General features: G+C 71.5%; 21 protein-coding genes. 7 read left to right on the top strand and 14 right to left on the bottom strand.

Features of this window, described 5'->3' with window-relative positions:
- Window positions 1–184: 184 nt before the first annotated feature.
- On the top strand, window positions 185–1,471 hold the full coding sequence (locus BLQ63_RS07250) for a vanadium-dependent haloperoxidase (protein WP_091030947.1): 1,287 nt from the start codon (window positions 185–187) through the stop codon (window positions 1,469–1,471).
- 358 nt (window positions 1,472–1,829) lie between these two features.
- Here the strand turns inward: BLQ63_RS07250 and BLQ63_RS07245 are convergent, their stop codons facing one another.
- The 4 genes from BLQ63_RS07245 to BLQ63_RS07230 form a co-directional block, all read right to left on the bottom strand.
- Window positions 1,830–2,618 carry a phosphotransferase enzyme family protein gene (locus BLQ63_RS07245; RefSeq protein ID WP_091030943.1) on the bottom strand — a complete coding sequence of 263 codons (789 nt, stop codon included), beginning with the start codon at window positions 2,616–2,618 and terminating at the stop codon, window positions 1,830–1,832.
- Between the two features lie 31 nt (window positions 2,619–2,649).
- Window positions 2,650–3,774: a signal recognition particle-docking protein FtsY gene (gene ftsY, locus BLQ63_RS07240; protein ID WP_218125111.1), complete on the bottom strand. Its 1,125-nt coding sequence runs from the start codon at window positions 3,772–3,774 to the stop codon at window positions 2,650–2,652.
- Between the two features lie 93 nt (window positions 3,775–3,867).
- Window positions 3,868–7,422 (bottom strand): chromosome segregation protein SMC, encoded by a 3,555-nt coding sequence (gene smc, locus BLQ63_RS07235; RefSeq protein WP_091030939.1) that lies wholly within the window; start codon window positions 7,420–7,422, stop codon window positions 3,868–3,870.
- Window positions 7,423–7,632: 210 nt separating this feature from the next.
- The gene (locus BLQ63_RS07230) at window positions 7,633–7,821 is read right to left on the bottom strand and encodes a hypothetical protein (RefSeq protein WP_091030936.1); all 189 of its coding nucleotides are present in this window, start codon (window positions 7,819–7,821) and stop codon (window positions 7,633–7,635) included.
- Window positions 7,822–8,171: 350 nt separating this feature from the next.
- Here BLQ63_RS07230 and BLQ63_RS07225 point away from each other — a divergent pair, with 350 nt between their 5' ends.
- The 3 genes from BLQ63_RS07225 (at window position 8,172) to mutM (ending at window position 10,629) form a co-directional block, all read left to right on the top strand.
- Entirely contained in the window at window positions 8,172–8,912 is a 741-nt protein-coding gene (locus BLQ63_RS07225; RefSeq protein WP_091030933.1) for a CAP domain-containing protein, read from the top strand.
- A 198-nt stretch (window positions 8,913–9,110) separates the two neighbouring features.
- Entirely contained in the window at window positions 9,111–9,734 is a 624-nt protein-coding gene (locus BLQ63_RS07220; protein WP_245680893.1) for a helix-turn-helix transcriptional regulator, read from the top strand.
- 64 nt (window positions 9,735–9,798) lie between these two features.
- Entirely contained in the window at window positions 9,799–10,629 is an 831-nt protein-coding gene (gene mutM, locus BLQ63_RS07215) for a bifunctional DNA-formamidopyrimidine glycosylase/DNA-(apurinic or apyrimidinic site) lyase (protein ID WP_091030927.1), read from the top strand.
- Between the two features lie 187 nt (window positions 10,630–10,816).
- Here the strand turns inward: mutM and rnc are convergent, their stop codons facing one another.
- The 9 genes from rnc to BLQ63_RS07170 all read right to left on the bottom strand — a co-directional run bounded on the left by rnc (window position 10,817) and on the right by BLQ63_RS07170 (window position 19,484).
- Window positions 10,817–11,533 carry a ribonuclease III gene (rnc, locus tag BLQ63_RS07210; protein ID WP_091030924.1) on the bottom strand — a complete coding sequence of 239 codons (717 nt, stop codon included), beginning with the start codon at window positions 11,531–11,533 and terminating at the stop codon, window positions 10,817–10,819.
- Window positions 11,534–11,545: 12 nt separating this feature from the next.
- Complete coding sequence (gene rpmF, locus BLQ63_RS07205; protein WP_091030920.1) at window positions 11,546–11,719, bottom strand: 50S ribosomal protein L32; 174 nt, start codon at window positions 11,717–11,719, stop codon at window positions 11,546–11,548.
- Between the two features lie 26 nt (window positions 11,720–11,745).
- Entirely contained in the window at window positions 11,746–12,318 is a 573-nt protein-coding gene (locus BLQ63_RS07200) for a YceD family protein (RefSeq protein WP_091030918.1), read from the bottom strand.
- Between the two features lie 340 nt (window positions 12,319–12,658).
- A complete protein-coding gene (locus BLQ63_RS07195; protein WP_091031558.1) occupies window positions 12,659–13,171 on the bottom strand; it encodes a hypothetical protein in 513 nt (170 codons plus the stop codon).
- 63 nt (window positions 13,172–13,234) lie between these two features.
- A complete protein-coding gene (gene coaD, locus BLQ63_RS07190; RefSeq protein WP_091030916.1) occupies window positions 13,235–13,726 on the bottom strand; it encodes a pantetheine-phosphate adenylyltransferase in 492 nt (163 codons plus the stop codon).
- On the bottom strand, window positions 13,723–14,280 hold the full coding sequence (gene rsmD / locus BLQ63_RS07185) for a 16S rRNA (guanine(966)-N(2))-methyltransferase RsmD (RefSeq protein ID WP_091030912.1): 558 nt from the start codon (window positions 14,278–14,280) through the stop codon (window positions 13,723–13,725). Before rsmD ends, coaD begins: the two co-directional genes overlap by 4 nt.
- Before the next feature lie 97 nt (window positions 14,281–14,377).
- Window positions 14,378–16,540 carry an ATP-dependent DNA helicase RecG gene (locus BLQ63_RS07180; RefSeq protein ID WP_091030907.1) on the bottom strand — a complete coding sequence of 721 codons (2,163 nt, stop codon included), beginning with the start codon at window positions 16,538–16,540 and terminating at the stop codon, window positions 14,378–14,380.
- Window positions 16,537–18,192: a DAK2 domain-containing protein gene (locus tag BLQ63_RS07175; protein WP_091030904.1), complete on the bottom strand. Its 1,656-nt coding sequence runs from the start codon at window positions 18,190–18,192 to the stop codon at window positions 16,537–16,539. The genes BLQ63_RS07180 and BLQ63_RS07175 overlap by 4 nt, the downstream gene beginning before the upstream one ends.
- 140 nt (window positions 18,193–18,332) lie before the next feature.
- Window positions 18,333–19,484 carry a hypothetical protein gene (locus BLQ63_RS07170; RefSeq protein ID WP_143014798.1) on the bottom strand — a complete coding sequence of 384 codons (1,152 nt, stop codon included), beginning with the start codon at window positions 19,482–19,484 and terminating at the stop codon, window positions 18,333–18,335.
- A gap of 377 nt (window positions 19,485–19,861) precedes the next feature.
- On the opposite strand from BLQ63_RS07170, the gene rpmB reads away from it, so the two are divergent.
- Entirely contained in the window at window positions 19,862–20,053 is a 192-nt protein-coding gene (rpmB, locus tag BLQ63_RS07165) for a 50S ribosomal protein L28 (protein WP_030157716.1), read from the top strand.
- 118 nt (window positions 20,054–20,171) lie between these two features.
- On the opposite strand, the gene BLQ63_RS07160 is transcribed toward rpmB, so the two are convergent.
- Window positions 20,172–21,122 (bottom strand): thiamine-phosphate kinase, encoded by a 951-nt coding sequence (locus tag BLQ63_RS07160; protein WP_245680881.1) that lies wholly within the window; start codon window positions 21,120–21,122, stop codon window positions 20,172–20,174.
- A gap of 143 nt (window positions 21,123–21,265) precedes the next feature.
- Between BLQ63_RS07160 and BLQ63_RS07155 the strand changes: the two genes are divergently transcribed.
- On the top strand, window positions 21,266–21,499 hold the full coding sequence (locus BLQ63_RS07155) for an Lrp/AsnC ligand binding domain-containing protein (protein ID WP_091031555.1): 234 nt from the start codon (window positions 21,266–21,268) through the stop codon (window positions 21,497–21,499).
- 14 nt (window positions 21,500–21,513) lie between these two features.
- Window positions 21,514–22,062: a DUF3515 family protein gene (locus BLQ63_RS07150; protein WP_177154816.1), complete on the top strand. Its 549-nt coding sequence runs from the start codon at window positions 21,514–21,516 to the stop codon at window positions 22,060–22,062.

Below are 22,062 nucleotides of genomic sequence, written 5' to 3'. Positions count from 1 at the left end.
GCGCCCCTGAACCGTCCCGGCTTCGCCGGCGGCGCTGCCGCGCCCGACCCGCACCGCGGGTCCGTCGGGCGCCGCCGACCCCGCGGACCTCCTCGACGACGCCACTCCGACAGCGCCGCTTCGACAGCGCGCCCCGAGCCTCCGTTCCCCGCTGCCTTCATCCCACCGCATCGCAAGGAGCACCATGTCCTCCACCGACGACACCCGAATCTCCCTGTCCCGCCGCGCGGTCCTCGCGGCGGCGCCCGTCGCCGCGGCCGGCGCGGCCGTCGGCACCGCCGCCCCGGCCTCGGCCGGCTCCGGGACCGCCGCCTCGGCCGCGGTGCTGCACTGGTTCGACGCGACCGACGCCGCCGTCACCGCCGCACCCGCCTCGACGCAGGTCACCAACAGCCGCACCTGGGCCGTCGCCTGGCTCGCCGCCGCCCGCGCGGTGCGACGGGTCCCCCACGGCGTCAACGCGAAGCACTACCGCGAGGCCGCCCTCGCCGCCGCGGTCCACCGGGCGCTCTACGCCCTCGCGCCGACCCAGGCCGACGCGCTCGACGCGGCCCTCGAAACGGCGCTCGCGCTCGTCCCCGACGGCCGTGCGAAGCGCAAGGGCGTGGCCGCGGGCGTCGAGCGGGCCGACGCGCTGCTCGCCGACCGCACCGGCGACGGCCTCGACCCGGCCTCGGTGAGCCCGGCGTTCACGCCCCCGGCCGCCGCACCCGGCGTGTGGCAGCCGACCCCGCCCGCCTTCGGCCCCGCGCAGCAGGCCGGCACCCGGTTCGCCGTCCCGTTCGCGCTCGACAGCGCCGACCAGTTCCGGCTGGAGGCGCCCCCGGCGCTCGGCACCCCGCAGTACCGGGCCGACCTCGACGAGGTCCACGCCTACGGCGGCCTGGGCAGCACCGCCCGCACCCAGGCGCAGACCGACACCGCCCAGTTCTGGCTCGGCAGCTCGTTCGTGCTCTACAACCCGGTGGTCCGGGCCGCGCTGGAGCACCACGACGGCTCGGTGCGCGACAAGGTCGAACTGGTCGCGCTCTTCCACGTCGCCTCGGTCGACACGCAGATCGCGACCTCGGACTCGAAGTACGCGCACCTGTGGTGGCGTCCGGTCACCGCGATCGCCGGGGCCGTCGAGGACGGCGACCCGGCCACCGTGCAGGACCCGGACTGGGCGCCGCTGCACACCACGCCGTCGCACCCGGACTACCCGAGCGGGCACAACACCTATTCGGGCTCGGCCGAGGAGGTCCTCACCCAGCTCGTCGGCGACGGCCCCGGCGAGGCCTTCACCATCCCCAGCCCGAGCGCGCCCGGCGTGACCCGCACCTACACGACCTGGCACCCGCTGACCACGGAGAACATCGACGCCCGGGTCTGGTCGGGCATCCACTCCCGGTCCGCGGACCTCGCGGGCGTGGAACTGAGCCGGAACGTCGCGGCCCACGTCCTGAGCCGAGCGGACGACCTGCTCGCCTGATGCCGCACTCCTGAGGAGTCGGGCGCTTCGACCGCGGTGTGTGCAGCCGGTCGGGGCGCCCGACCTGATGTCCGGGGCGAGGGCGCGAGGCTCCCGCCGACCACTTAACATTGACGCTTAACAATGTATTGACAGGCAAACGCTAGCACGGTAAATTTGCTGCAATTCCCTCAAAATCCATCGTGCGATCGCAGCTCGGCACTCCTCATGGAAGCGCGGCCTCCACTGAAATCTCGGCGGAGGCGGCATCGTCCTTCGATGGGAGCGCTCCAGTGGACGGAGACCTCCGGCTCCCGGCTCGTCGGAGAGTCTTCGTTCCACTTGGCCCCCAGGCCGAAGGGCCCTGTAGAGCGCTCAATCAGCGGAGCGCCTCGTCGAGGATGTACCGCTCGGCGTCCAGCAGGCGCAGGTCCCGCGCGGGACGACGCAAGTGCCCCTTCTGGACGATCCGCTCGAACGCGGGATCGCCCGCCTGGGCCATGCGCCGGATGCCCTCGATGTGGTCGACGATCCGCTTGCGGATCACCTTGATGAAGCGCTGGCGGTCGCGGTCGGAGAGGCCGTACGCGTCCGCGAACATGCGCAGCCGCCGCGCCCGATCGGGCTTCTTCCAGCCCAGGGTGATCGAGTCCCGGTCGGTGAATATCGGCACCCAGGTCCAGGCCGCGTAGGCCACGTCGTAGATCCGCGCGCCCGGGCTCGCCAGGTCGAAGTCGATGAGCGACAGCGTCCCGTCCGGCCGCCAGACCACGTTGTGCGGCGCGGCGTCGTGGTGGCAGATGACCTCGGTGTCCGGCGGCGGCGGCCCGAAGGACCGCCACGTCGAGCCGGCCGGCGGCCGGAAGCCGTACTGCGCGTCGTGGTACATGCGCAGCATCTTCGCCACCGCGCTCATGGTCTCGTCGGTCGTCCAGTGCGGCGCCAGCGGGTACTTCCCGGGCTCGCCCTCGACGAACGAGAGCACCTCCCGGGCGTGCTCGTCGATGCCCAGCACCCTCGGCGCGCCCCCGAAACCGGCGCCGTCGAGATGGCGCAGGAGGGCGTGCACCGCCGGCGTCCACGGTCCAGTGTTCCGGCGGACCGTGTCCCCCAGCCGGATGACCGTGCTCGTGTTGCCGCCGATCAGCGGAATCTCGTCTTGGCTCACCGGTCCCCGCTGTGCCCGTTCGGTATCAATGTCAGCTCTCGGCGCCGTCGACGATCGCGTCGACGAACGCTCCGACCTCGAACGGGGCCAGGTCGTCCGGGCCTTCTCCGAGTCCGACCAGCTTAACCGGTACCCCCAACTGCCGCTGTACCGCGATGACGATTCCGCCCTTGGCGCTGCCGTCGAGCTTGGTGAGCACGATGCCGGTCACCTGGACGACCTCGCCGAACACCTTCGCCTGCTGGAGCCCGTTCTGCCCGGTGGTCGCGTCGAGCACCAGCAGCGTCTCCGCCACCGGCCCCTGCTTCTCCACCACCCGCTTGACCTTGCCGAGCTCGTCCATCAGCCCGGCCTTGTTCTGGAGGCGGCCCGCGGTGTCCACCAGGACGACGTCCGCGCCCTCCTCGGCGCCGGCCTTGACCGCGTCGAACGCCACCGAGGCCGGGTCGGCGCCCTCGCCTCGGCGGACGACCTTCGCGCCCACGCGGGCGCCCCAGGTCTCCAGCTGCTCGGCGGCGGCCGCGCGGAACGTGTCGGCCGCGCCCATGATGACGGTCTTGTCCTCGGCGATGAGCACACGGGCGACGCGGCCGCAGGTCGTGGTCTTGCCCGAGCCGTTGACGCCGACCATGAGGATCACGGCCGGGCCCTCGCCCGTCGGCGAGACCGTCGCGATCGACCGGTCGAGGTCGGGTTCGAGGACCGCCGTGAGCTCGGACTTGAGCAGGCGGCGCAGCTCCTCGGGGTCGCGGGTGCCGAGGACCTTCACGCGCTCGCGCAGGCGCTGGACGACCGCGGTCGTGTCGGCCATGCCCACATCGGCGGTCAGGAGGGTCTCCTCGACCTCGTCCCACACGTCGTCGTCGAGCTTGTCGCTCGCCAGCAGGGCCAGCAGGCCCTTGCCGAGGGCGTTGTTCGAGCGGGCCAGGCGCGAGCGCAGCCGCACCAGCCGGCCCGCGACGGGCTCGGGGGTCTCGACGGCCGCGGGTGCGACGGCCTCCGGTTCGGCCGTCGCGGTCTCGGCCTCCACCTGCGGCTCCGGCTCGGCCGCCTCGATCGGAGCCGACTTCCCACGGCCGCGCACGGCGAACACGACGCCGACGACGACGGCGATCGCCACGACGGCGGCGACCAGCCAGATCCACAGGTTGTCCACAGGTAGTCCTCCAGCAATGGTTTCGCTTGTCCGCGCGCACAGGAAAACCCCTGGCAGTCTGCGCGCACGCAGAACCACTCTACTGGGCTGCCCTCAGTCCTCTTCGCGGGTGAACTTCTGGCTGATGACCTGCGTGACACCCGAGCGCATCGTGACGCCGTAGAGCGCGTCGCCGATCTCCATGGTGCGCTTCTGGTGCGTGATGATGAGCAGCTGCGAGTTCTCCTGGAGCCGCCGCAGCAGGTCCAGCAGGCGCCCGAGGTTCACGTCGTCGAGCGCCGCCTCGACCTCGTCCATCAGGTAGAACGGGCTGGGACGCGCGCGGAAGATCGCGCACAGCAGCGCCAGCGCGGTCAGGGACCGCTCGCCGCCCGACAGCAGCGAGAGCCGCTTGACCTTCTTGCCGGGCGGGCGGGCCTCGACCTCGACGCCGGTGTTGAGCAGGTCGTCGGGGTCGGTGAGGAGGATGCGGCCCTCGCCGCCGGGGAAGACGGTCTGGAAGACGTCCTCGAACTCGCGGGCGGTGTCGGCGAAGGCCTCGGCGAAGACCTGCTGGATGCGGTCGTCGACCTCCTTGACGACGGTGTGGAGGTCGGCGCGGGTCTTCTTGACGTCTTCGAGCTGCTCGTTGAGGAACTTGTAGCGCTCCTCGAGCGCCGCGAACTCCTCGAGTGCGAGCGGGTTGACCTTGCCGAGGAGTTTGAGTTCGCGTTCGCCGCGGGCGGCGCGCTTCTCCATGAGGGCGCGGTCGAACTCGGCCGGCTGCGGCTCGGGCCTGCCCTGCTCCTCGGCGGCGGCGATCTCCTCGGTGCTGGGCGCCACGGGCTGGTCGGGCCCGTATTCGGCCAGGAGGGTCTCGATGTCGACGCCGAACTCGTCGCCGGCCTTCTCTTCGAGCTGTTCGATGCGCAGGCGCTGCTCGGCGCGGGCGACCTCGTCGCGGTGGGCGGCGGAGGTGATGCGTTCGAGTTCGGCGGCGGTGGCGCCGGCGCGGGTGCGCAGTTCGGCGAGGGCGGCCTCGCGGCGGGCCTGCTCGGCGGCGATCGAGTCGCGTTCGATCGCGGCGGTCTCGAGGGAGTCGGTGAGCTGGACGCCGGCGTTCTCGGCGGCTTCGGCGACGAGGGCGGCGACGGCGGCGCCGCGGGCGCGGGCGGCCCGCCGGGCTTCGGCGCGGGCGCGGGAGGCGCGCTCGGACTGGGCTTGGCGCGCGAGGGCGTCGGCGCGTCCGGCGAGTGCGGAGGCGCGCTCTTCGGCCGTGCGGACGGAGAGGCGGGTCTCCATCTCGTTCTGGCGGGCGGCCTCGAGTTCGCGGGCGAGGACGTCGCGCTCGTCGGTGGAGGGCTCTTCGATCTCCGGTTGGGATTCGAGGTCGTCGAGCTGCGCTTCGAGGCCGGTGAGTCCGGCGGTGTCGGTCTCGCGGGCGGCCTGGGCGCGGTCCTTGGCCTGGGCGAGGCGGGCGACTTCGGCTTCGGCGCCGCGTGCGGCGGCGCCGAGTTCGGCGAGCCGCCGCTGGACGACGCCTTGGGCGGCTTCGGCCTGGCGCTGGGCCGCGCGGGCCGCTTCGGCTTCGGCTTCGGCTTCGGTGTGGGCTTCGCGGGCGGCGTCGAGCTGCCCGGCGAGATGGGCGGCGAGGGATTCGGCGGCGATCTTGCGGTCGCGGGCCTCGTCTACGGCCGCTTGGATCTCGATGTAGGACTGTCCTTTGGCGGAGCCGCCGTGGGCGGTGGTCGCGCCGAGGACGTCGCCGTCGCGGGTGACGGCGGTGATGCCGGGGTGCGCGCCGACGAGTGCGCGGGCGGCGTCGAGGTCGTCGGCGACGACCATGCCGGCGAGGACGGCGCGGACGGTGCCGGCGAGTTCGGCGGGGGCCGAGACGGTGTCGGCGACGGCTTTGAGGCCGGGCGGGACGTCTACTGCGGGGGCGGCCGGGATGAGGTTGTGCGCGTAGACGAAGCCGGCCTGTCCCCCGTCTTCGTCGCGGAGGAGTTGGAGGGCGCGGGCGGCGCTGTCGGCGCCGGTGACGGCGATGGCGTCCGCGAGGCGGCCGAGGGCGGCGGCGAGGACGGCTTCGTAGCCGGGTTCGACCGTGAGGAGGGCGGCCACGGAGCCGAGCATCCCGGGGACGGCGTCGGCGCGGGCGAGGAGGGCGGCGGCGCCGTCCTTGCGGCGCAGGCCGACGGCGAGGGCTTCTTCGCGGGCGGCCCATTGGGAGGCTTCGCGGTCGGCTTCGCGTTCGGCGGCCTGGAGCCGGTCGGCTTCGGCTTTCGCGGCGGCGACGCGGGCCTTGGCGGCGGCGACGGCGTCGTCGAATTCGGTGTCGGTCTCGACCGCTTCGCCTTCGGCCTCGGCTTCGGCGACCGCTTCGGCGGCGGCTTTGGCCCGTTCGCGGGCTTCGGCGAGGGCGATGGCGGCGCGTTCGAGTTCTTCGGCGGCCGCGGCGGTGCGGGTGCGGAGGGCGTCGACGCGCCCGCGGAGGGTGGCGAGGGCTTCGCGCCGTTCGGCGGCGGCCTTGACGGCGGTGACGATGCGCTGCTCGGCGTCGGTGAGGGCCGTCTCGGTCTCCTCGCGGGCCTCGACGGCCGAGGCGAGGCGCTCGGAGTCCTCCGCGATGGACTCGCGCAGTTCGATCTCCTGCTCGCGGATGCGCTGGGCCTCGGTCTCGATGACCTCGGGGTCGCGTCCGGCGCGGTCGTCCTGCTCTTCGGAGAGGTAGCGGCGGCGCTCGGCGGCGAGCTGCGCGGTGGAGCGCAGGCGCTCGGCGACGGCCTGGAGCCGGTACCAGGTCTCCTGGAGGCGGGCCAGGCGCGGCTTGTCGGCGGCGTGGGCGCCCTCGATCCCGCCGACCTGGGCGGTGAGGCGCTCGTGCTCGTCGGCGAGCACGGCCTTGCGCTCGTTGAGGGCCTCTTCGTCGGCGAGGTCCTTGGCGATGTTGCCGCGCAGGGAGGTGAGGTCGTCGGCGAGCAGGCGCAGGCGGGCCTCGCGCAGGTCCATCTGGATGGTCTGGGCGCGGCGGGCGAGTTCGGCCTGGCGTCCGAGGGGTTTGAGCTGGCGGCGCAGTTCGCCGGTGAGGTCGGCGAGGCGGTCGAGGTTGCCCTGCATGCCTTCGAGCTTGCGGAGGGCCTTCTCCTTGCGCTTGCGGTGTTTGAGGACGCCGGCGGCCTCTTCGATGAAGGCGCGGCGGTCCTCGGGGCGGGCGTGCAGGTAGGAGTCGAGTTTGCCCTGTCCGACCAGGACGTGCATCTCGCGGCCGATGCCGGCGTCGGAGAGGAGGTCCTGGACGTCGAGGAGGCGGCAGCGGTCGCCGTTGATCTCGTATTCGCCTTCGCCGGAGCGGAACATGCGGCGGGTGATCGAGACTTCGGAGTAGTCGATGGGGATGGCGCCGTCGGTGTTGTCGATGGTGAGGGTGACCTCGGCGCGGCCGAGGGCGGGGCGGCCGGTGGTGCCGGCGAAGATGACGTCCTCCATCTTGCCGCCGCGCAGGGACTTCGCGCCCTGCTCGCCGAGGACCCACGCGATGGCGTCGACGACATTGGACTTGCCCGAGCCGTTGGGCCCCACCACGCAGGTGATCCCCGGTTCGAAACGCAGGGTCGTGGCCGAGGCGAAGGACTTGAATCCCTTCAGCGTGAGGCTCTTGAGGTACAACGGTCGCTCCGGGCTGGTGTGCGTCGGCGTGGTGCGGGACCGTCCCAGCCTACAAGGCCGCTGTGACCGAACCCGGCAGATCAAAGGCCCCGAAGGGGCCGAACTCGGGCGGTCGGTGCTGCGGGCCCTCCCGTTGAAGGGCCCCGGACATGGCAATGCGCGCCGGCTGTCTGGCAGCTGGCGCGCGTATGTTCCGTTGTCGCGAGACGGTTAGGTCAGCGCGGGCTCATGCAGCCGCATCAGCTCCTCGACCTGATCGTGTTCGATCTCGTCCTCTCGTGCCCGGAGCTCGGCGAGCTCGGTCTCGAGATTCCGTACTCGCGCACGTAGCTGGACCACTTCTTCGAGCAGGCGCTTGTTCGGTGCCTGGCCGAGGTGGCCATAGAGGGCTTTCGCCATGGTTTCTCCTTGCGATCACGTCGTCTGGTGGCGTTGGCGTACGCACCATGAAAAACGTCGCATTCTGCTGAGTGAATTTTTTTAGCCGCCGGGGCCGATTGCCCCTCGCCGGACCAGTGGAGCACGGCTCGTGAACACTGGCCGTCTCTCAACATCATCCGCCTGATCGGCGGTTCTCGTCAAGCTTTGCACATGCTTTGCGCACCGGATTCGACGGGGGTCACACCTGCGGGGGGTGCGTCACGCCCGAAGCGGCCGATCGGACCGTGCAAACCGCGCCTGGACCTGATAATGTCCGCGGAAAATCCGAACATTCCACACGTAACCCCACGTGATGAGGCTGTACCTCCATGCGACGACTCCAGGGCGGGCACCACCGCGACTTCGCCGAGACTCGGCGCCGGATCTTTCTGGCGATCCTGGCGACCTCCGTCCTCGCGACCGCGGCGACCTCACTGTGGGCGCTCGATTCGCCACTCGAGGGGAACGCCGCCTCCACCGAGGGCGCCACGACTCCCGAGTCCGTGCGCGACAGCGCCACGGAGCCGGTCCTCCCCGAACTGCTCCTGGACGAGGCCGAGATCCGCGCGCAGGACGCCGAGGAGGCCCCGACGACCGAGGCCGCCGAGGAGACCACCGAAGCGGCCGAAGAGGACGAGGGCGGGGGCGACGACGGCGGGAGCGGCGGCGGGGACTCGGGCGGGGGCGGGTCAGCGCACGCCGACGCCGAGGCGGCCGTGTTCGACCTCGTCAACGACCGCCGCGCCGAGAACGGCTGCGGTGCGCTGGAGCGGGATTCGCGCCTCGACACCGCCGCGCTGCTCCACGCCGAGGACATGGCCGCGAACGACTACTTCAGCCACGAGTCCCAGGACGGGCGCAGCCCCACCGACCGCGCGAACGCGCAGGGCTACGACGGCGGCGTCGGCGAGAACATCGCCGCCGGCTACCCCGACGCGGAGTCGGTCATGCAGGGGTGGATGGACTCCGAGGGGCACCGCGCGAACATCCTCAACTGCGACTACGACGACATCGGCGTGGGAGCGGCGGACCGCAACGGCACCATCTACTGGGTCCAGGCCTTCGGCTGACACCGGGCGGCAGGGTCCGATCCTTCAGGGGCCCAGCATTATCGCAGGCAGACCCGGCGCAGACCTCTTACTGTCGTCCATCCGACTCAACGCTGGACTGAACGATTACCAACAGTCATGCTGGGTTGGCCGCCTGAACGGGCGCGCATCTGGGGAGGCGCGAAAAACCTGAAGGATGAGGTGCCAACCGTGCGTGTCATGCTGTACGACCCGAATCAGGTCTTCTCCGCCAGCATTCGACCCCTGCTCCACCGACGCGGTGACATCCCAGTCGAGGCGAGGAGCGCCCGGGCGCTCGTGTCGGCGGATGCGCAGATCGACTGCTGCCTGGTAGCCCTCGAAGCGGTGTCCCGCAACCGGGTCCTGACCGACTGCAAACGTCCGGTCTTCCTCATCACCGACCGCGACGACGGGTCGGTCCTGCGCAAGGCCGTCTCGGTCTCGGCAGCGGGGATAGCCAACACCCACATCATGCCCGGCGAGCTGCTGCACGCCATCGACCGCGGGCTCACGAGCCCGCCCTACTACGATCCGCAGCTGCTGCGGGCGGCGCTCCAGCCCGCGCCGCTCCTGGGCGACGACGACGCACTCGAACTCGCACATCACCTGACCCCCAGAGAGGACGACGTGCTGCGCCGCATCGTGCGCGGCGAGCCGACCAGCCACATGGCCGACCAGATGGGCGTCTCGGTCTCCACCGTGCGCTCCCACGTGCAGAACGTGCTCGGCAAGCTCGGCGTGAACTCGCGGCTCGCGGCCATCGCCTTCGCGATCAACTACGGCATCGACACGGTCAGGGAGAAGCACCCGCAACTGAGCTAGCGGGCGGCCGGGCGTCCCGACGGGCCGCGGAGGCGCCCGGCCGACCCCTGGGCATACTTGAAACGTGCCAGAGCTTCCCGAAGTCGAGACGGTCCGCCGCGGGGTCGACGCGGCCTTCCGCGGCGGACGCATCAGCGCCGTCGAGGTCTACAACCCGAGGACCGTGCGCCGCCACGTCCCCGGCATCGCCGATTTCCAGCGGAGCCTCGCGGGGCTCCAGGTCACCGGCTCAGGGCGCCGGGGCAAGTTCATGTGGCTCGGCCTCGACGACGGCCGCGCGCTCATCTGCCACCTGGGGATGAGCGGGCAGCTGCACGTCGTCACCGACGGCCGCGAGGCGCACCGGCACCTGCGGGGGCGGATGCGCTTCACCGACGACCGCGAGCTGTGGTTCATCGACCAGCGGACCTTCGGGTACTGGGAGCTGGCCGATCTGGACGGCGCGGTGCCCAAGACGATGGGGCACATCGCGCCGGACGTGTTCGAGCCCGAGTTCGACGCGGCCCTGAGCGCCACGCGGCTGCTGCGGCGCCGCATCGAGGTCAAGAAGGCCCTGCTGGACCAGGGATGGATCAGCGGGGTCGGGAACATCTACGCCGACGAGGCGCTGTGGCGCTCACGCCTGCGCGGCCGGCGCAGCGGCGACTCGCTGTCGCGGCGCAAGGCCCTGGAGCTGCTGGGGCACGTCAAGGACGTGCTGACCGAGTCGCTGGCGGTGGGCGGGACGTCGTTCGACGAGCTGTACGTGGACGCGCGCGGCGAGGCCGGGTACTTCGCGAGGGAACTGGCGGTCTACGGCCGCGCGGGCCAGCCGTGCAAGCGCTGCGGCACCGCGATCCTGCGCGAGGTCATCGGCGACCGCTCGGCCCACTACTGCCCCAAGTGCCAGCGCTGACTCGGTCGCACCGGGGCGGCGTCCCGCTTTCGGGTGACACCGCGGCCGCGGAGGCGGGTTCTTGTCGGACCCGCGCGGGAGAGTGGAGACTACCTTTCCCCCGGGTGGGTGGGGGATAGGGACGGTATACGCGTAGGGCGGGAACCGGATCTCCGGCCCCCGCCCCTTGCGAAGTATCAGTGAATCGTCACCGCTGTTTGACGCCAAGGCGATCGGACAACACTTGCCAGGCGAGTTGCGCGGCGATCTGCTCGGCGTCCTTCTTGGAACCGCCGGAGCCCTCGCCGAACTCCTCGCCGGCCACCACGGCCCAGGCCGTGAACTGCTTGGCGTGGTCGGGCCCGGACTCGGTGATCCGGTACTCGGGCACACCGAGACCGGAGTCGGCCGTCAACTCCTGGAGACTGGTCTTCCAGTCCAGGGCCGCGCCCTGCCCGGCGGCGGCCTCCATGAGCGAGTCGAAGAACGAGTGGACCACGCGCTTGGCGATCTCCACCCCGTATTGGAGGTAGACGGCGCCCAGCAGCGCCTCGACGGCGTCGGCCAGGATCGAGTTCTTGCCGCGCCCGCCCGAGCTCTCCTCGCCCTTGCCGAGCAGGAGGTGCGGGCCGATGCCGCCCGCGCCCATGCGGCGCGCCACACCGGCCAGCGCCTTCATGTTCACCACGGACGCGCGCAGGCGCGCGAGCTGCCCTTCGGGCAGGTCCGGGTGGTTGCGGTAGAGCGCGGTGGTGATCACCAGGCTGAGCACGGAGTCCCCGAGGAACTCCAGGCGCTCATTGGTGGGCAGTCCGCCGTGCTCGTACGCGTACGACCGGTGGGTCAGGGCGAGACGCAGCAGTTCGGGGTCGATATCCCTGACCCCGAACACCGCTTCGAAATGTTGTACAGCCTTGTCGCCCATGAGAGGGAGGACTTAGGCCTCGAGGACCTGACGGCCCCTGTACGTGCCGCACACCTCGCAGACCTGGTGGCCGCGCTTCTTGGCGTGGCACTGCGGGCACTCGACCAGCTGGATCGGCGCAGCCTTCCACTGCGACCGACGGTGCCGGGTGTTGCTGCGCGACATACGACGCTTCGGAACAGCCACTTCAGAACTCCATACCTATACGCGTGCTATTTCGATTCGCCATCGGAGTCGGCGAGCCGAAGCTTGTCCAAGCCCGCCCAACGGGGGTCCACGGTCTCGTGAACGTGGTCGTCGGGCAGTTCGTCCCAGGGGACGCCGCATTCGGCGCACAGCCCCGGGCAGTCGGGTCGGCACAGCGGCGTGACCGGCATTGCCAGTACCAGCGCGTCCCGAACCGCGGGCTCCAGATCGAGCAGATCCCCATCGAGCCGCATGATCTCATCGGCGTCGGTGGTCGCTTCGGTGACGGAGCCTTCATAAGCGTACAGCTCCTGCACCTGGACCCTGAGGGTGTCCTGCACGGGTGCGAGGCACCTCGCACACTCGCCCTCGGCGACCGCTTCGACCTCGCCGTCGACGAGGACGCCTTCGCTGACCGCGGTCAGGTCGAGGTCGAGGTCGACGTTGGAGGAGGCGGGGACGGCGTACACCGATGCGAGACCGAACGCGTCGGGCGCGGGGACGCCGCGCTCGATGTGCATGGTCGTACCCGAGCTGCGCCCCAGCTCCGCGGTGTCGAACACCAGCGGCGCGGCGGGATCCAGTGCGGCTTTCGTCATGGGTGTACTGCGGTCCTTCGATAGGGAGATGCGCCTCGATCGAGGCCGACCGGTAATGCTACATCAGCACTGGTGGCGGCTCCAACCCAGGTCGCGGCCCGAGTCCGAGCGCCGCGCCGACGTGATTTCGCCGACACGGCGGCCGGAACCGGCGCGGGGATGTCGGACCCGGGTGGGAGTTTCGGCGGGGAGCACGGCTTGCCCGCCCTGGGCGGGTGGACCGCCATCTCCCGGTCCGCGCCCGCTAGATCTGCGACCGGGCCCGCGCTCCCTCCGCTACAGCTGCGGCAGAGCCCATGCTCCCTCAGCTAAAGCTGCGACTGAGCCCATGCTCCCTCCGCTAAAGCTGCGGGAGTGGCTTCTCGTCCTCGAACTGCTCCTGCTGCGAGGGCGCGAAGGTGCCGATCTCCCGGAGGGTGTGCATCTTGTCGCGTCCGCGCTCGACGCCCGAGAGGGCCCGGTGCAGGAACTGCTCGAAGTTCGCGAGCGTCGTGTCGACGTACTCGTCCACCTCGTCGCGCAGGCGCTGGGCCTCGCCGCGGGCCTCGCCGACGATGCGGTTGCCCTCGTGCTCGGCCGAGACGGTGATCTCGTGCCGCGAGACCAGGCGCGCGTGCTCGGTCTCGCCCTCGGTGATGATGCGCTCGGCCTCGCGTTCGCCGGCGTCGATGATCTTGTCGCGCTCCTGGAGCATGGCCTCCGCGCGGCGCAGGTCTCCGGGGAGTTCGTTCTGGAGCTCTTCGAGCATGGCGATCATCTCGGCCCGGTCCACTTTGCAGGCGCGGGACATGGGCACGGCCTTGGCCTGCTCCACGTAGGCGATGATCTCTTCTATCCGGTCGAGCGCACCCACCGATTTGCTCCCGTCGATGTCATTCATAGGGGACATTGTCCCGGATGAGGGTTGGAAACGTGGCTAATCCTGCCGCAAACGCTCAATCAGTCGGGATTGGACGATTTCAGGCACATGGGGCGAGATGTCGCCGCCCCATTTCGCCACGTCCTTGACCATCGAAGAGGACAGGAAGGAGTACAAGGGGTTGGTCGGGATGAACACCGTCTCGATGCCTCCCATTCCGTAGTTCATCTGGGCCATCTGCAGTTCGTAGTCAAAGTCCGAGGCCGCACGGACGCCCCTGACGATGACACCGGCGCCGTGCTTCTGGCAGAAGTCGACGGTCAGGCCTTGGAAGGACGCGATACGCACGTTCGGCATGTCCACGGTGGTCTCGCCGAGGAGTTCCACCCGTTCCTCGACGCTGAACAGCGCCTTCTTGGAAGCGTTGTGGAAGACCGCGACCCACACCTCATCGTACAGCTGGGCGGCGCGTCCGAAGATGTCGAGATGACCGTACGTCACCGGATCGAATGACCCTGGGCAGACGGCGATTCGGGCTTCAGGTTTCACAGGGCGTGACCGTAGCAAAGTGCCGTGCCGCCGTAGCGGCGGACGCGGTCTTCTGCGATCTGCGCGGGCCAGGGCACGGACGGGTCCTTGCCGCCGCGTTCGACCACCACGTCGGCGTCCGGTGCGAGCCATCCCTGCGCGACCAGCGATTCGAGGAGGTCGCCGATCTCGGCGTCGGTGACCGCATAGGGCGGGTCGGCGAAGACGATGTCGAAGGGCAGCGCCGGTTCGCTCTGGAGGGCCTTCTCGACCGGGGCGCAGATCACTTCGGCGCCGGCCGCGCCGAGGTCGGCGATGTTCTTGCGCAGGAGCTTCGCGGTCAGGACGTGGGACTCGACGAACAGGGCGGCCGAGGCGCCCCGGGAGAGCGCCTCCAGTCCGACCGCTCCGGAACCGGCGTAGAGGTCGGCGAAGCGGAGGCCGTCGAGGTCGCCGCCGGGGGCGAGCGAGTTGAACAGCGCCTCGCGGACCCGGTCCGACGTGGGCCGGGTGCGGTCCCCCGGCGGCGTGGAGAGGCGGCGGCCCTTGAGGCTGCCGGCGATGATCCTAGTCATTTGGCACTACTGTAATCCGCGCCCGCAGCATGGGAGAAGCCTTGCCGCGGCGGTATCGGTCCGCGTTCGCGCGCAAAGCCTTCGCCGCGGGGCCCGGTCAGCCCTTCTCCAGGTACTCCCCGCGGTCGGAGGCCAGGTCGTCGACGAGGGCCGCGAACGCCGGCTCGCCGCGCAGGTCGGGGTCGGCGTCGATGAGCGCGGTGGCCTCGGCGCGGGCGGCTTCGATGATGTCGGCGTCCTTGAGCAGGGACAAGAGCTTCACGTGCGATTTCACGCCCGACTGTGCCGCGCCGAGGACGTCGCCCTCGCGGCGCTGCTCCAGGTCGAGTTCGGCCAGCGCGAACCCGTCGGTCGTGGAGGCGACCGCGTCGAGGCGCTCACGCGAGGAGGTCCCTTCGGGGACTTCGCTGACGAGCAGGCACAGGCCCGGGTGGGCGCCGCGGCCGACGCGGCCGCGCAGCTGGTGGAGCTGGGAGATGCCGAAGCGTTCGGCGTCGAGGACGACCATGGCGGTCGCGTTGGGGACGTTCACGCCGACTTCGATGACGGTGGTGGCGACGAGGACGTCGATCTCGCCCGCGGCGTAGGCGCGCATGACGCGGTCCTTCTCGTCGCTGTCGAGGCGGCCGTGGAGGAGGCCGAGGGTGAGGCCTTCGAGCGGGCCGCTGCGCAGCTGCTCGATGACGTCGGTGACGGCCAGGGGCGGGCGCCGGTCGCCGTCGGCGCCGCCGAGGTCGTCGCCGTCCTTCTGGTCGTCGCCGACGCGGGGGCAGACGACGTAGGCCTGGCGTCCGGCCTCGACCTCTTCGCGCAGGCGGGACCAGGCGCGCCGCATCCACCGCTGGTCGGTGTAGGGCACGACGTGCGTGGCGATGGGGGTGCGCCCGGCGGGGAGTTCGGTGAGGCGGCTGGTCTCCAGGTCGCCGTAGACGGTCATGGCGACGGTGCGCGGGATCGGCGTGGCGGTCATGACGAGGGTGTGCGGGGGTCGTTTGGCCTTGGCGCGCAGGGTGTCCCGCTGCTCGACGCCGAAGCGGTGCTGTTCGTCGACGACGACCAGGCCGAGGTCGGCGAAGTCGACGCCGTCGTAGAGGAGGGCGTGGGTGCCGATGACGATCCCGGCGGCGCCGGTCTTGACCTCGTCGATGACGGTGCGGCGCTGGGCGGCGGTCGCGGAGCCGGTGAGCAGGGCGACCCGGGTGGCCTCCTGGGGGGCGCCGAGTTCGCCGCCGTGGGCGAGGTCGCCGAGCATCTCGGCGATCGACCGGTGGTGCTGGCCGGCGAGGACTTCGGTGGGGGCGAGGAGCGCGGCCTGGCCGCCGTGGGCGACGACCTGGAGCATCGCTCGGAGGGCGACGAGGGTCTTGCCGGAGCCGACGTCGCCTTGGAGGAGGCGGTGCATGGGGTGGGCCCGGGCGATCTCGTCGGCGATCTCGGCGCCGACCTGGCGCTGCCCGGCGGTGAGGTCGAAGGGCAGGCGGGCGTCGAACGCGTCGAGGATCGCGCCGCCGGTCTCGTACGGCGTGGCGGCCTCGGCGAGGGAGGCGGACTTGCGGCGGACCAGGACGGTCTGGAGGACGAGGGCCTCCTGCCATTTGAGCCGCTTCCTGGCCGCGCCGAGGGCCTCGTGGGACTCGGGGCGGTGGATGCGGTGCAGCGCCTCGCCGTAGCCGAGGAGGCCGAGGCGGGAGCGGATCTCGCGCGGGAGCGGGTCGGCGAGGTCGGGCACGAGCCCGAGGGCGGTGTGCACCGCCTTCATGATCTTCCAGGACGGCAGTTCGGCGGTGCCGGGGTAGACCGGGAGGAGGCCGCCGGTCACGTTCCACTCCTCGACCAGGAAGTGCTGCGGGGAGTTGAGCTGGAGCCGCCCGTTGAACTGGCCGACCTTGCCGACGAAGAGCCCCTGCTTCCCGGTGGTGAGGTGCTCTTTGAGCCAGGGCTGGTTGAAGTAGACGAGCGTCAGGGTCCTGCCGTCCTCGTCGGCGATGACGACTTCGAGGCGCTCGGCGCGCCTGGCCTTCTGGCCCGGGCGCTTGGGCTGGTACTTCCTCGCGACGGCGGCGCGGACCTCGGCGAAGACGGTGACCTCCTCGCCGATGGTGAGGCGGCCGAGGTCGGGGCGCTCGCCCTGCCCGATGTAGCGGAACGGGTAGTGGCCCAGGAGGTCCCCGATCGTGTCGATCCCCAGCGCCTCGCCGAGTTTCTCCACCGTCTTCTTGTCCAGGACCTCGCGCAGCCGGGTCTCCAGCCCAATGGTCATTCGGCTCCGATCAACAGCAGCGGCTCAGTGTCTCCGGCGGGCAGCTGCTGGATCTCCACGAGCGGCCACGCCTCGCGGACATGATCGCTCAAGGCTGTGACAGTTTCCGGTTCGAACCCGGGTCCGGGAAGGACGGTGAGGAGTTCGGCGCCGGCCTCGCAGAGTCGGTCGGCGAGGTGGCGGGCGGCTTCGTCGGCCTCGTCGAAGACGCCGTGGTCGCCGCCGCCGACGAGGACGGCGATGCCTTCGCTCTCGTCGCGCAGTTCACCGGTGCGGCAGGCCGCGGCGGCTTCGGACATGGCGACGACGTCGTCGTCGAAGTGGCGGTCGGGGTCGTGGACGGCGAACGCCGCGAGGCTCTGCATGACCGAGCCGGTGGGCAGCACGGTGACCCGGTAGCCGTTCTGGCGTGCGCGCTGGACGGCGCCGCGGGCGGCGCGGGCCGCGACGGGCTCGTCGGTGACCACGACGGCGCTGGACCCGCCCGATTCGCGGACGGCCGCGAGTTCGGCGGCGATGCGCTCGGCGGTGACGGCGGCGGCCTCGGCCTCGTCGGGGAGGCGCTCGGCCTGCACGGTGCGGCAGCCTTCGCCTTCGAGGAAGCCGCGGACGCCGGCGGCGGTGACCACGATGACGGCCCGCTCGGGAGACTCCATGGTCGGGGTCGGGGCCGGCGCGTGGTGGCGCGCGGTCTCGGGGTGGTGGGCGGAGTCGTCGAAGCGGGTGACCGAGATCCGGTGGACCCGGCCGCGCTCGATCCCGGCCTCGATGGCCGCGCCGATGTCGTTGACGTGCACGTGGACGTTGAACGTGGTGACGTCCTTCGCGGCGCGCGAACCGATGATGACCACGGAGTCGCCGAGCCCGGTGAGCCGGTGCCGCAGTTCGGACGCGGCGGCCGCGTTCGCTTCGAGGAGGTACTGGACCTCGTAGCCGAAGACCTCCGAGCCGGTCTCGCGCGGCACCTGCTCGGCCTCCTCGACCGCGCGGACGCGGTGGCGCTCCAACAGGTCCAGCGCGCCGGTGGAGATCGATCCGGTGAGGGTCTCGACGAGGGCCTCGAGGAGGAGGGTCAGGGCCAGTCCCCCGGCGTCCACGACGCCCGCGCGGGCGAGCGCGGGGAGCTGGCCGGGCGTGGCCGCGACGGCCTGGGCGGCGGTCTCGGCCGCGGCGCGGGCGGCCGAGACGAGCCCGAACGGGGCGGCCTTGGCGGCGGCGGACGCGGCCGACTCGGCGACGGTGAGGATGGTGCCCGCGGTCGGGACCGCGACGGCGGCGGTGGCCGCGTCGGTGGCGGACCGCAGTCCGGCGGCGAAGCCCTTGGCGTCGATCTCGTCGCCGTTCCAGGCGTCGGCGAGGCCGCGGAGCATCTGCGCGAGGATCACCCCGGAGTTGCCGCGCGCCGACAGGAGCGCGCGCCCGGCCGCTTCGTCGAGCAGCGCTTCGAGGCCGAGCCCGGGCGTGCCACCCTGGAAGGCGGCCTGGAGGGTCGCGACCATGTTGGTCGCGGTGTCGGAGTCGGCGACGGGGAACACGTTGAGTTCGTCGACGCCGCGCCGGTGGCGGGTCAACGTGTCGATGCCGCGCGCGGCCCACTCGCGCATGATGTCGACGTCGAGGGCCTGGCGTCCGGTCTCAGGGATTTCCACCACGGGCCATGAGGATACGCGCCCTCGGCGGCGCGCGGTAGTGCGCCGCGACCGAAGCGGCGGTCCCGGGTGGTTCGAGCACCGCCCCGGAAACGGCCGACCGGCCCCCGCGCTGCGCGCGGGGGCCGGTCGGTCTCGATCGGTCAGGAGCCGAAGGTCAGGGTCGAGCGCATCGCCTCGACGGCCGCGACCTGGTCGGCGCCGGCGAATCCGGCGAAGCCCACGTAGCCGTTGGCGGTCTCGATCACCGCCGTCAGCACGGTGGTCTCGCCGACCGTGTAGGTGCGGAACTCGGCCGACCGGGCGTCGACCCGGTACGGGGTGGCGGTGAGGTCGGCGCCGACCTCGCCGCCGAGGTGCGTCGCCAGCAGCGCGTCGAACGCGGTGCCGATGTCGGCGACGGTGGACTCCTCCGTGGCGCCGAGCGCCGTGGCGTCCAGCGTGCCGAAGTAGGCGAGGCCCGCGCCGTCGGCGACGCTGATCCCGGTCGCGTCGGTGAAGACGGCCGGAGCCTCGGTGTTCTCGACCCAGTCCTCGCTCGAGAGGACGCTCAGGCCGGACGCCTCGTTGGCGTGGACCGTCTCGGCGGGCGGCGCCTCGGGCTCGACGCTCTCGATGGTGCCGGTGGTCTCGCCGCCCGGGTCGCCCTCATCCGGGCTGAAGAGGATGAAGCCGCCGACGCCGAGCGCCGCGACGATGACCACGACGCCGACCAGGAGGAGCCACATCGGGCCCTTCCCGCCCTTCTTCTTGCGCTTGATCGCGTCCGGCGCGCCCCACGGCTGGGCCCCGCCGCCCGAGACCGGGACGAGCTGGCCGCCCTGCGGGCCGAACTGGCCCCCGAACGGCGGCTGGCCGTACTGGCCCGGACCGGCCGGGCCGGAGACCGGCATCCCCGAGGCGGGGATCGACGACACGGGGGGCATCCCGGACACCGGCATGCCGGAGACGGGCATGCCGCCACCGCCGGCGAACGGGTCCGAGGCGGGCATCCCCTGCGGGTACTGCTGCTGCTGCGGGGGCATGGGCTGGTGCATCGGCGCGTCGAACGGCGAGACGGGGACGCCCGGAGGCGGCCCGTACTGCGGCGACTGCTGCATGCCGGGACCGCCGACGTACTTGACGGTGCCGTCGTCTTCGACCGGCGGGGGAACCTGCTGGCTCATCCCGGACACGCGCTGGCTCTCCGGGGACCATGGCGGCGGTTCTTCGGCCGGCGGCTGCTCGTTAGGGCGGTACACCGGGGGCTGCGGCTGCTGCCAGCCGTCAGCAGGCTGCTGCGGGGTGTGGCTCATGTTCGACTCACCAAAACAGATATGGGCATCGGCACAACACTTGTATGCGGCCAGCCTACGGGATTACGTCCCATCCTAGAGTCACCCACGGTAGCCGCCCGCGGCAGCCGCCACAGTACAGAGCGGCCGTGAAACGTCCTGGCAGGACCGAACAGACCGCACGTTTCGGTCTCTCGTCCGCTTGCGGCGCAGGCGCATCGCATGAAAAGGCCGCGAGGCCCTCCGGAACCCGCGAGGGCGCCGGGAGGACGCGGCGGGGGCGCTGTGGCGCAGGTCCCGCCACCTGGATGGCCGGCGGTCTCCAGGGTCCGTTAGAATTGCCGGGTTGCCCACCGTTGGGGTGGGCCGACTGAACGTCAATGCAGGAGTTTTGGATTATGTCGAGCGTGTGTGAAGTCTGCGCGAAGCGCCCTGGCTTCGGCAACAACGTCCCGTGGTCCCACAAGAAGACCCGTCGCCGTTGGAACCCGAACCTGCAGACCATCCGCATCGCGACTGGCTCCGGTGACAACAAGCGCCGCGCCAAGGTCTGCACTTCGTGCATCAAGGCCGGCAAGGTCACCCGTTAAGGGCTGACGCCGCGAAGACTTACGCCGCCGGGGCTCTGCCCCGGCGGCGCTTTGTCGTGCCCGCCGTAGTGATACTTCCGACACTCGGCGGCAAGGGCGTCCCGAAACGGCCCGCCCGCTATTCCTCGGCGAAGTGGTCCCAGCCCGTCGGGCCGGTCCACTTCCGGCCTCCCACGGTCACACCCTGGCCTTCCGCGACGGTGCCGATGCGCCGCCACGACTCCGGCAGGAGCACGTCCGGCGGGAACACCGCCGCCAGCGCGTGGTCTTCTCCCCCGGTCAGGATCCACCGGCGCGCGTCCGAGCCGAGGGCTTCGGCGGCGTTGCGCATCTGCTCGGGGATCGGCAGGGCCTCGGGGTCGACGTCGATGGCCGCGCCGGACGCCGTGGCGACGTGCCCGAGGTCGGCGAGGAGGCCGTCGGAGATGTCGATCATGGCGCGCGCGCCCATGAGGGCAGCGTCACGTCCGGCCGCGTACGGCGGCTGCGGGCGGCGGTAGGCGCCCACGAGGGCGCCCGGTGAGCGGAAGCCGCGCGACAGGACGTTGAGTCCGGCGGCGGCCCAGCCGAGCCTGCCCGCGAGGGCGAGGACGTCGCCGGGGCGGGCGCCGCCGCGGGTGACCGGGTCGCGGCCTTCGAGGTCGCCGAGGGCGGTGACGGTGACGGTGAGCTGGTCGCCGCGGGTGGTGTCGCCGCCGATGACGGCCGCGCCGACCGCGGCGGCCTCGGCGCCCAGGCCCGAGGCGAGGCCTTCGAGCCAGTCGGCGGGGGTGTCCTGCGGTGCGGACACGGCCGCGAGGAGCGCGGTGGGCTTGGCGCCCATGGCGGCGATGTCGGCGAGGTTCGCGGCGGCGGCCTTGTGCCCGACGTCGGCGGCGGAGCACCAGTCGCGGCGGAAGTGGCGCCCTTCCACGAGCATGTCGGTGCACGCGACGACGCGTCCGTCGGGGGCGGTGACGACCGCGGCGTCGTCCCCGGGCCCGAGTATGACGGCGGGCGTGGTCCCGAAGTGGCGGGTGAAGCGTTCGATCAGTCTGAACTCGCCGACTTCGGCGACGGTCTCGCTCACGGTCGGGTCATTTCCAGAGCAGTTGAAGGTCGGTGTTCCACTGGGTAATCTTCGCTCAACGGTGATCGGGAACCGGTCAGGCCCGCCCGTGTCGGGTTTGGCCTCCGATCCGCCCTTCGCCCGTTTCATGGAGGAGGCCTGTGGTGGTGCAGGCGTACATGTTGGTGCAGACCGAGGTCGGCATGGCCGATTCGGTGGCCGCTGCCGTCTCCGAGATCGAGGGCGTGGTCAGGGTCGACACGGTCAACGGCGCGTACGACGTGGTGGTGCTCACCGAGGCCGCCACCGCGGACCGTCTGGGGACTTCCGTGGTGAGTAGAGTCCAGCGGGTGGCGGGCATTACCCGCACGCTGACCTGTTCGATTCTCAAGATCTGAGGAGCGCGGTCCCCTTGGGCTCTGGTGGCAAGTCGAGGCTTCCGGCGATCGTGGCGACGCTCGTGGCGGTGCCGGTCGCGGTGGTGGCGGGCATCGTGGTGTTCAACGCGATCGCGCCCGAGGCCGACGAGTCGGTGCTGGTCCAGGAGGACCTCGCCCCGGTGTCGGTGGAGGCTCCCGAGTTGAGCGAGGACGCGGCGGTGGTCTGCCTGGCGCTGACGGCGACCGCGCCCCAGGAGGCGGGCGGGCTCGAGGCCCGGCCGGTCGAGGGCGGGGAGCGCGCGGCGGAGTCCGTGATGGCGTACGGCGATCCGGCGGTCGTGGCGACCTGCGGGGCCGCGCCCGTCGAGGTCGAGGACACGGCCGCGGTCTACAAGCTCAACGGCGTGTGCTGGTTCTCCGATGAGGAGGGCGCGGTGTGGACGACGCTCGACCGGCAGGTGCCGGTGAGCGTGAGCGTCCCCGCGGAGCACGAGCAGCCGGTGGACGTGCTGAACGACCTGTCGAACGTCATCGCCGAGAAGGTGCCCGCGGCGGAGACGGCCCCGACCGGTTGCGCGTGA

This window comes from Glycomyces harbinensis, assembly GCF_900101745.1.
GTDB classification, from domain to species: Bacteria; Actinomycetota; Actinomycetes; order Mycobacteriales; family Micromonosporaceae; genus Glycomyces; species Glycomyces harbinensis.
This window is presented reverse-complemented; position numbering and strand designations above follow the sequence as displayed.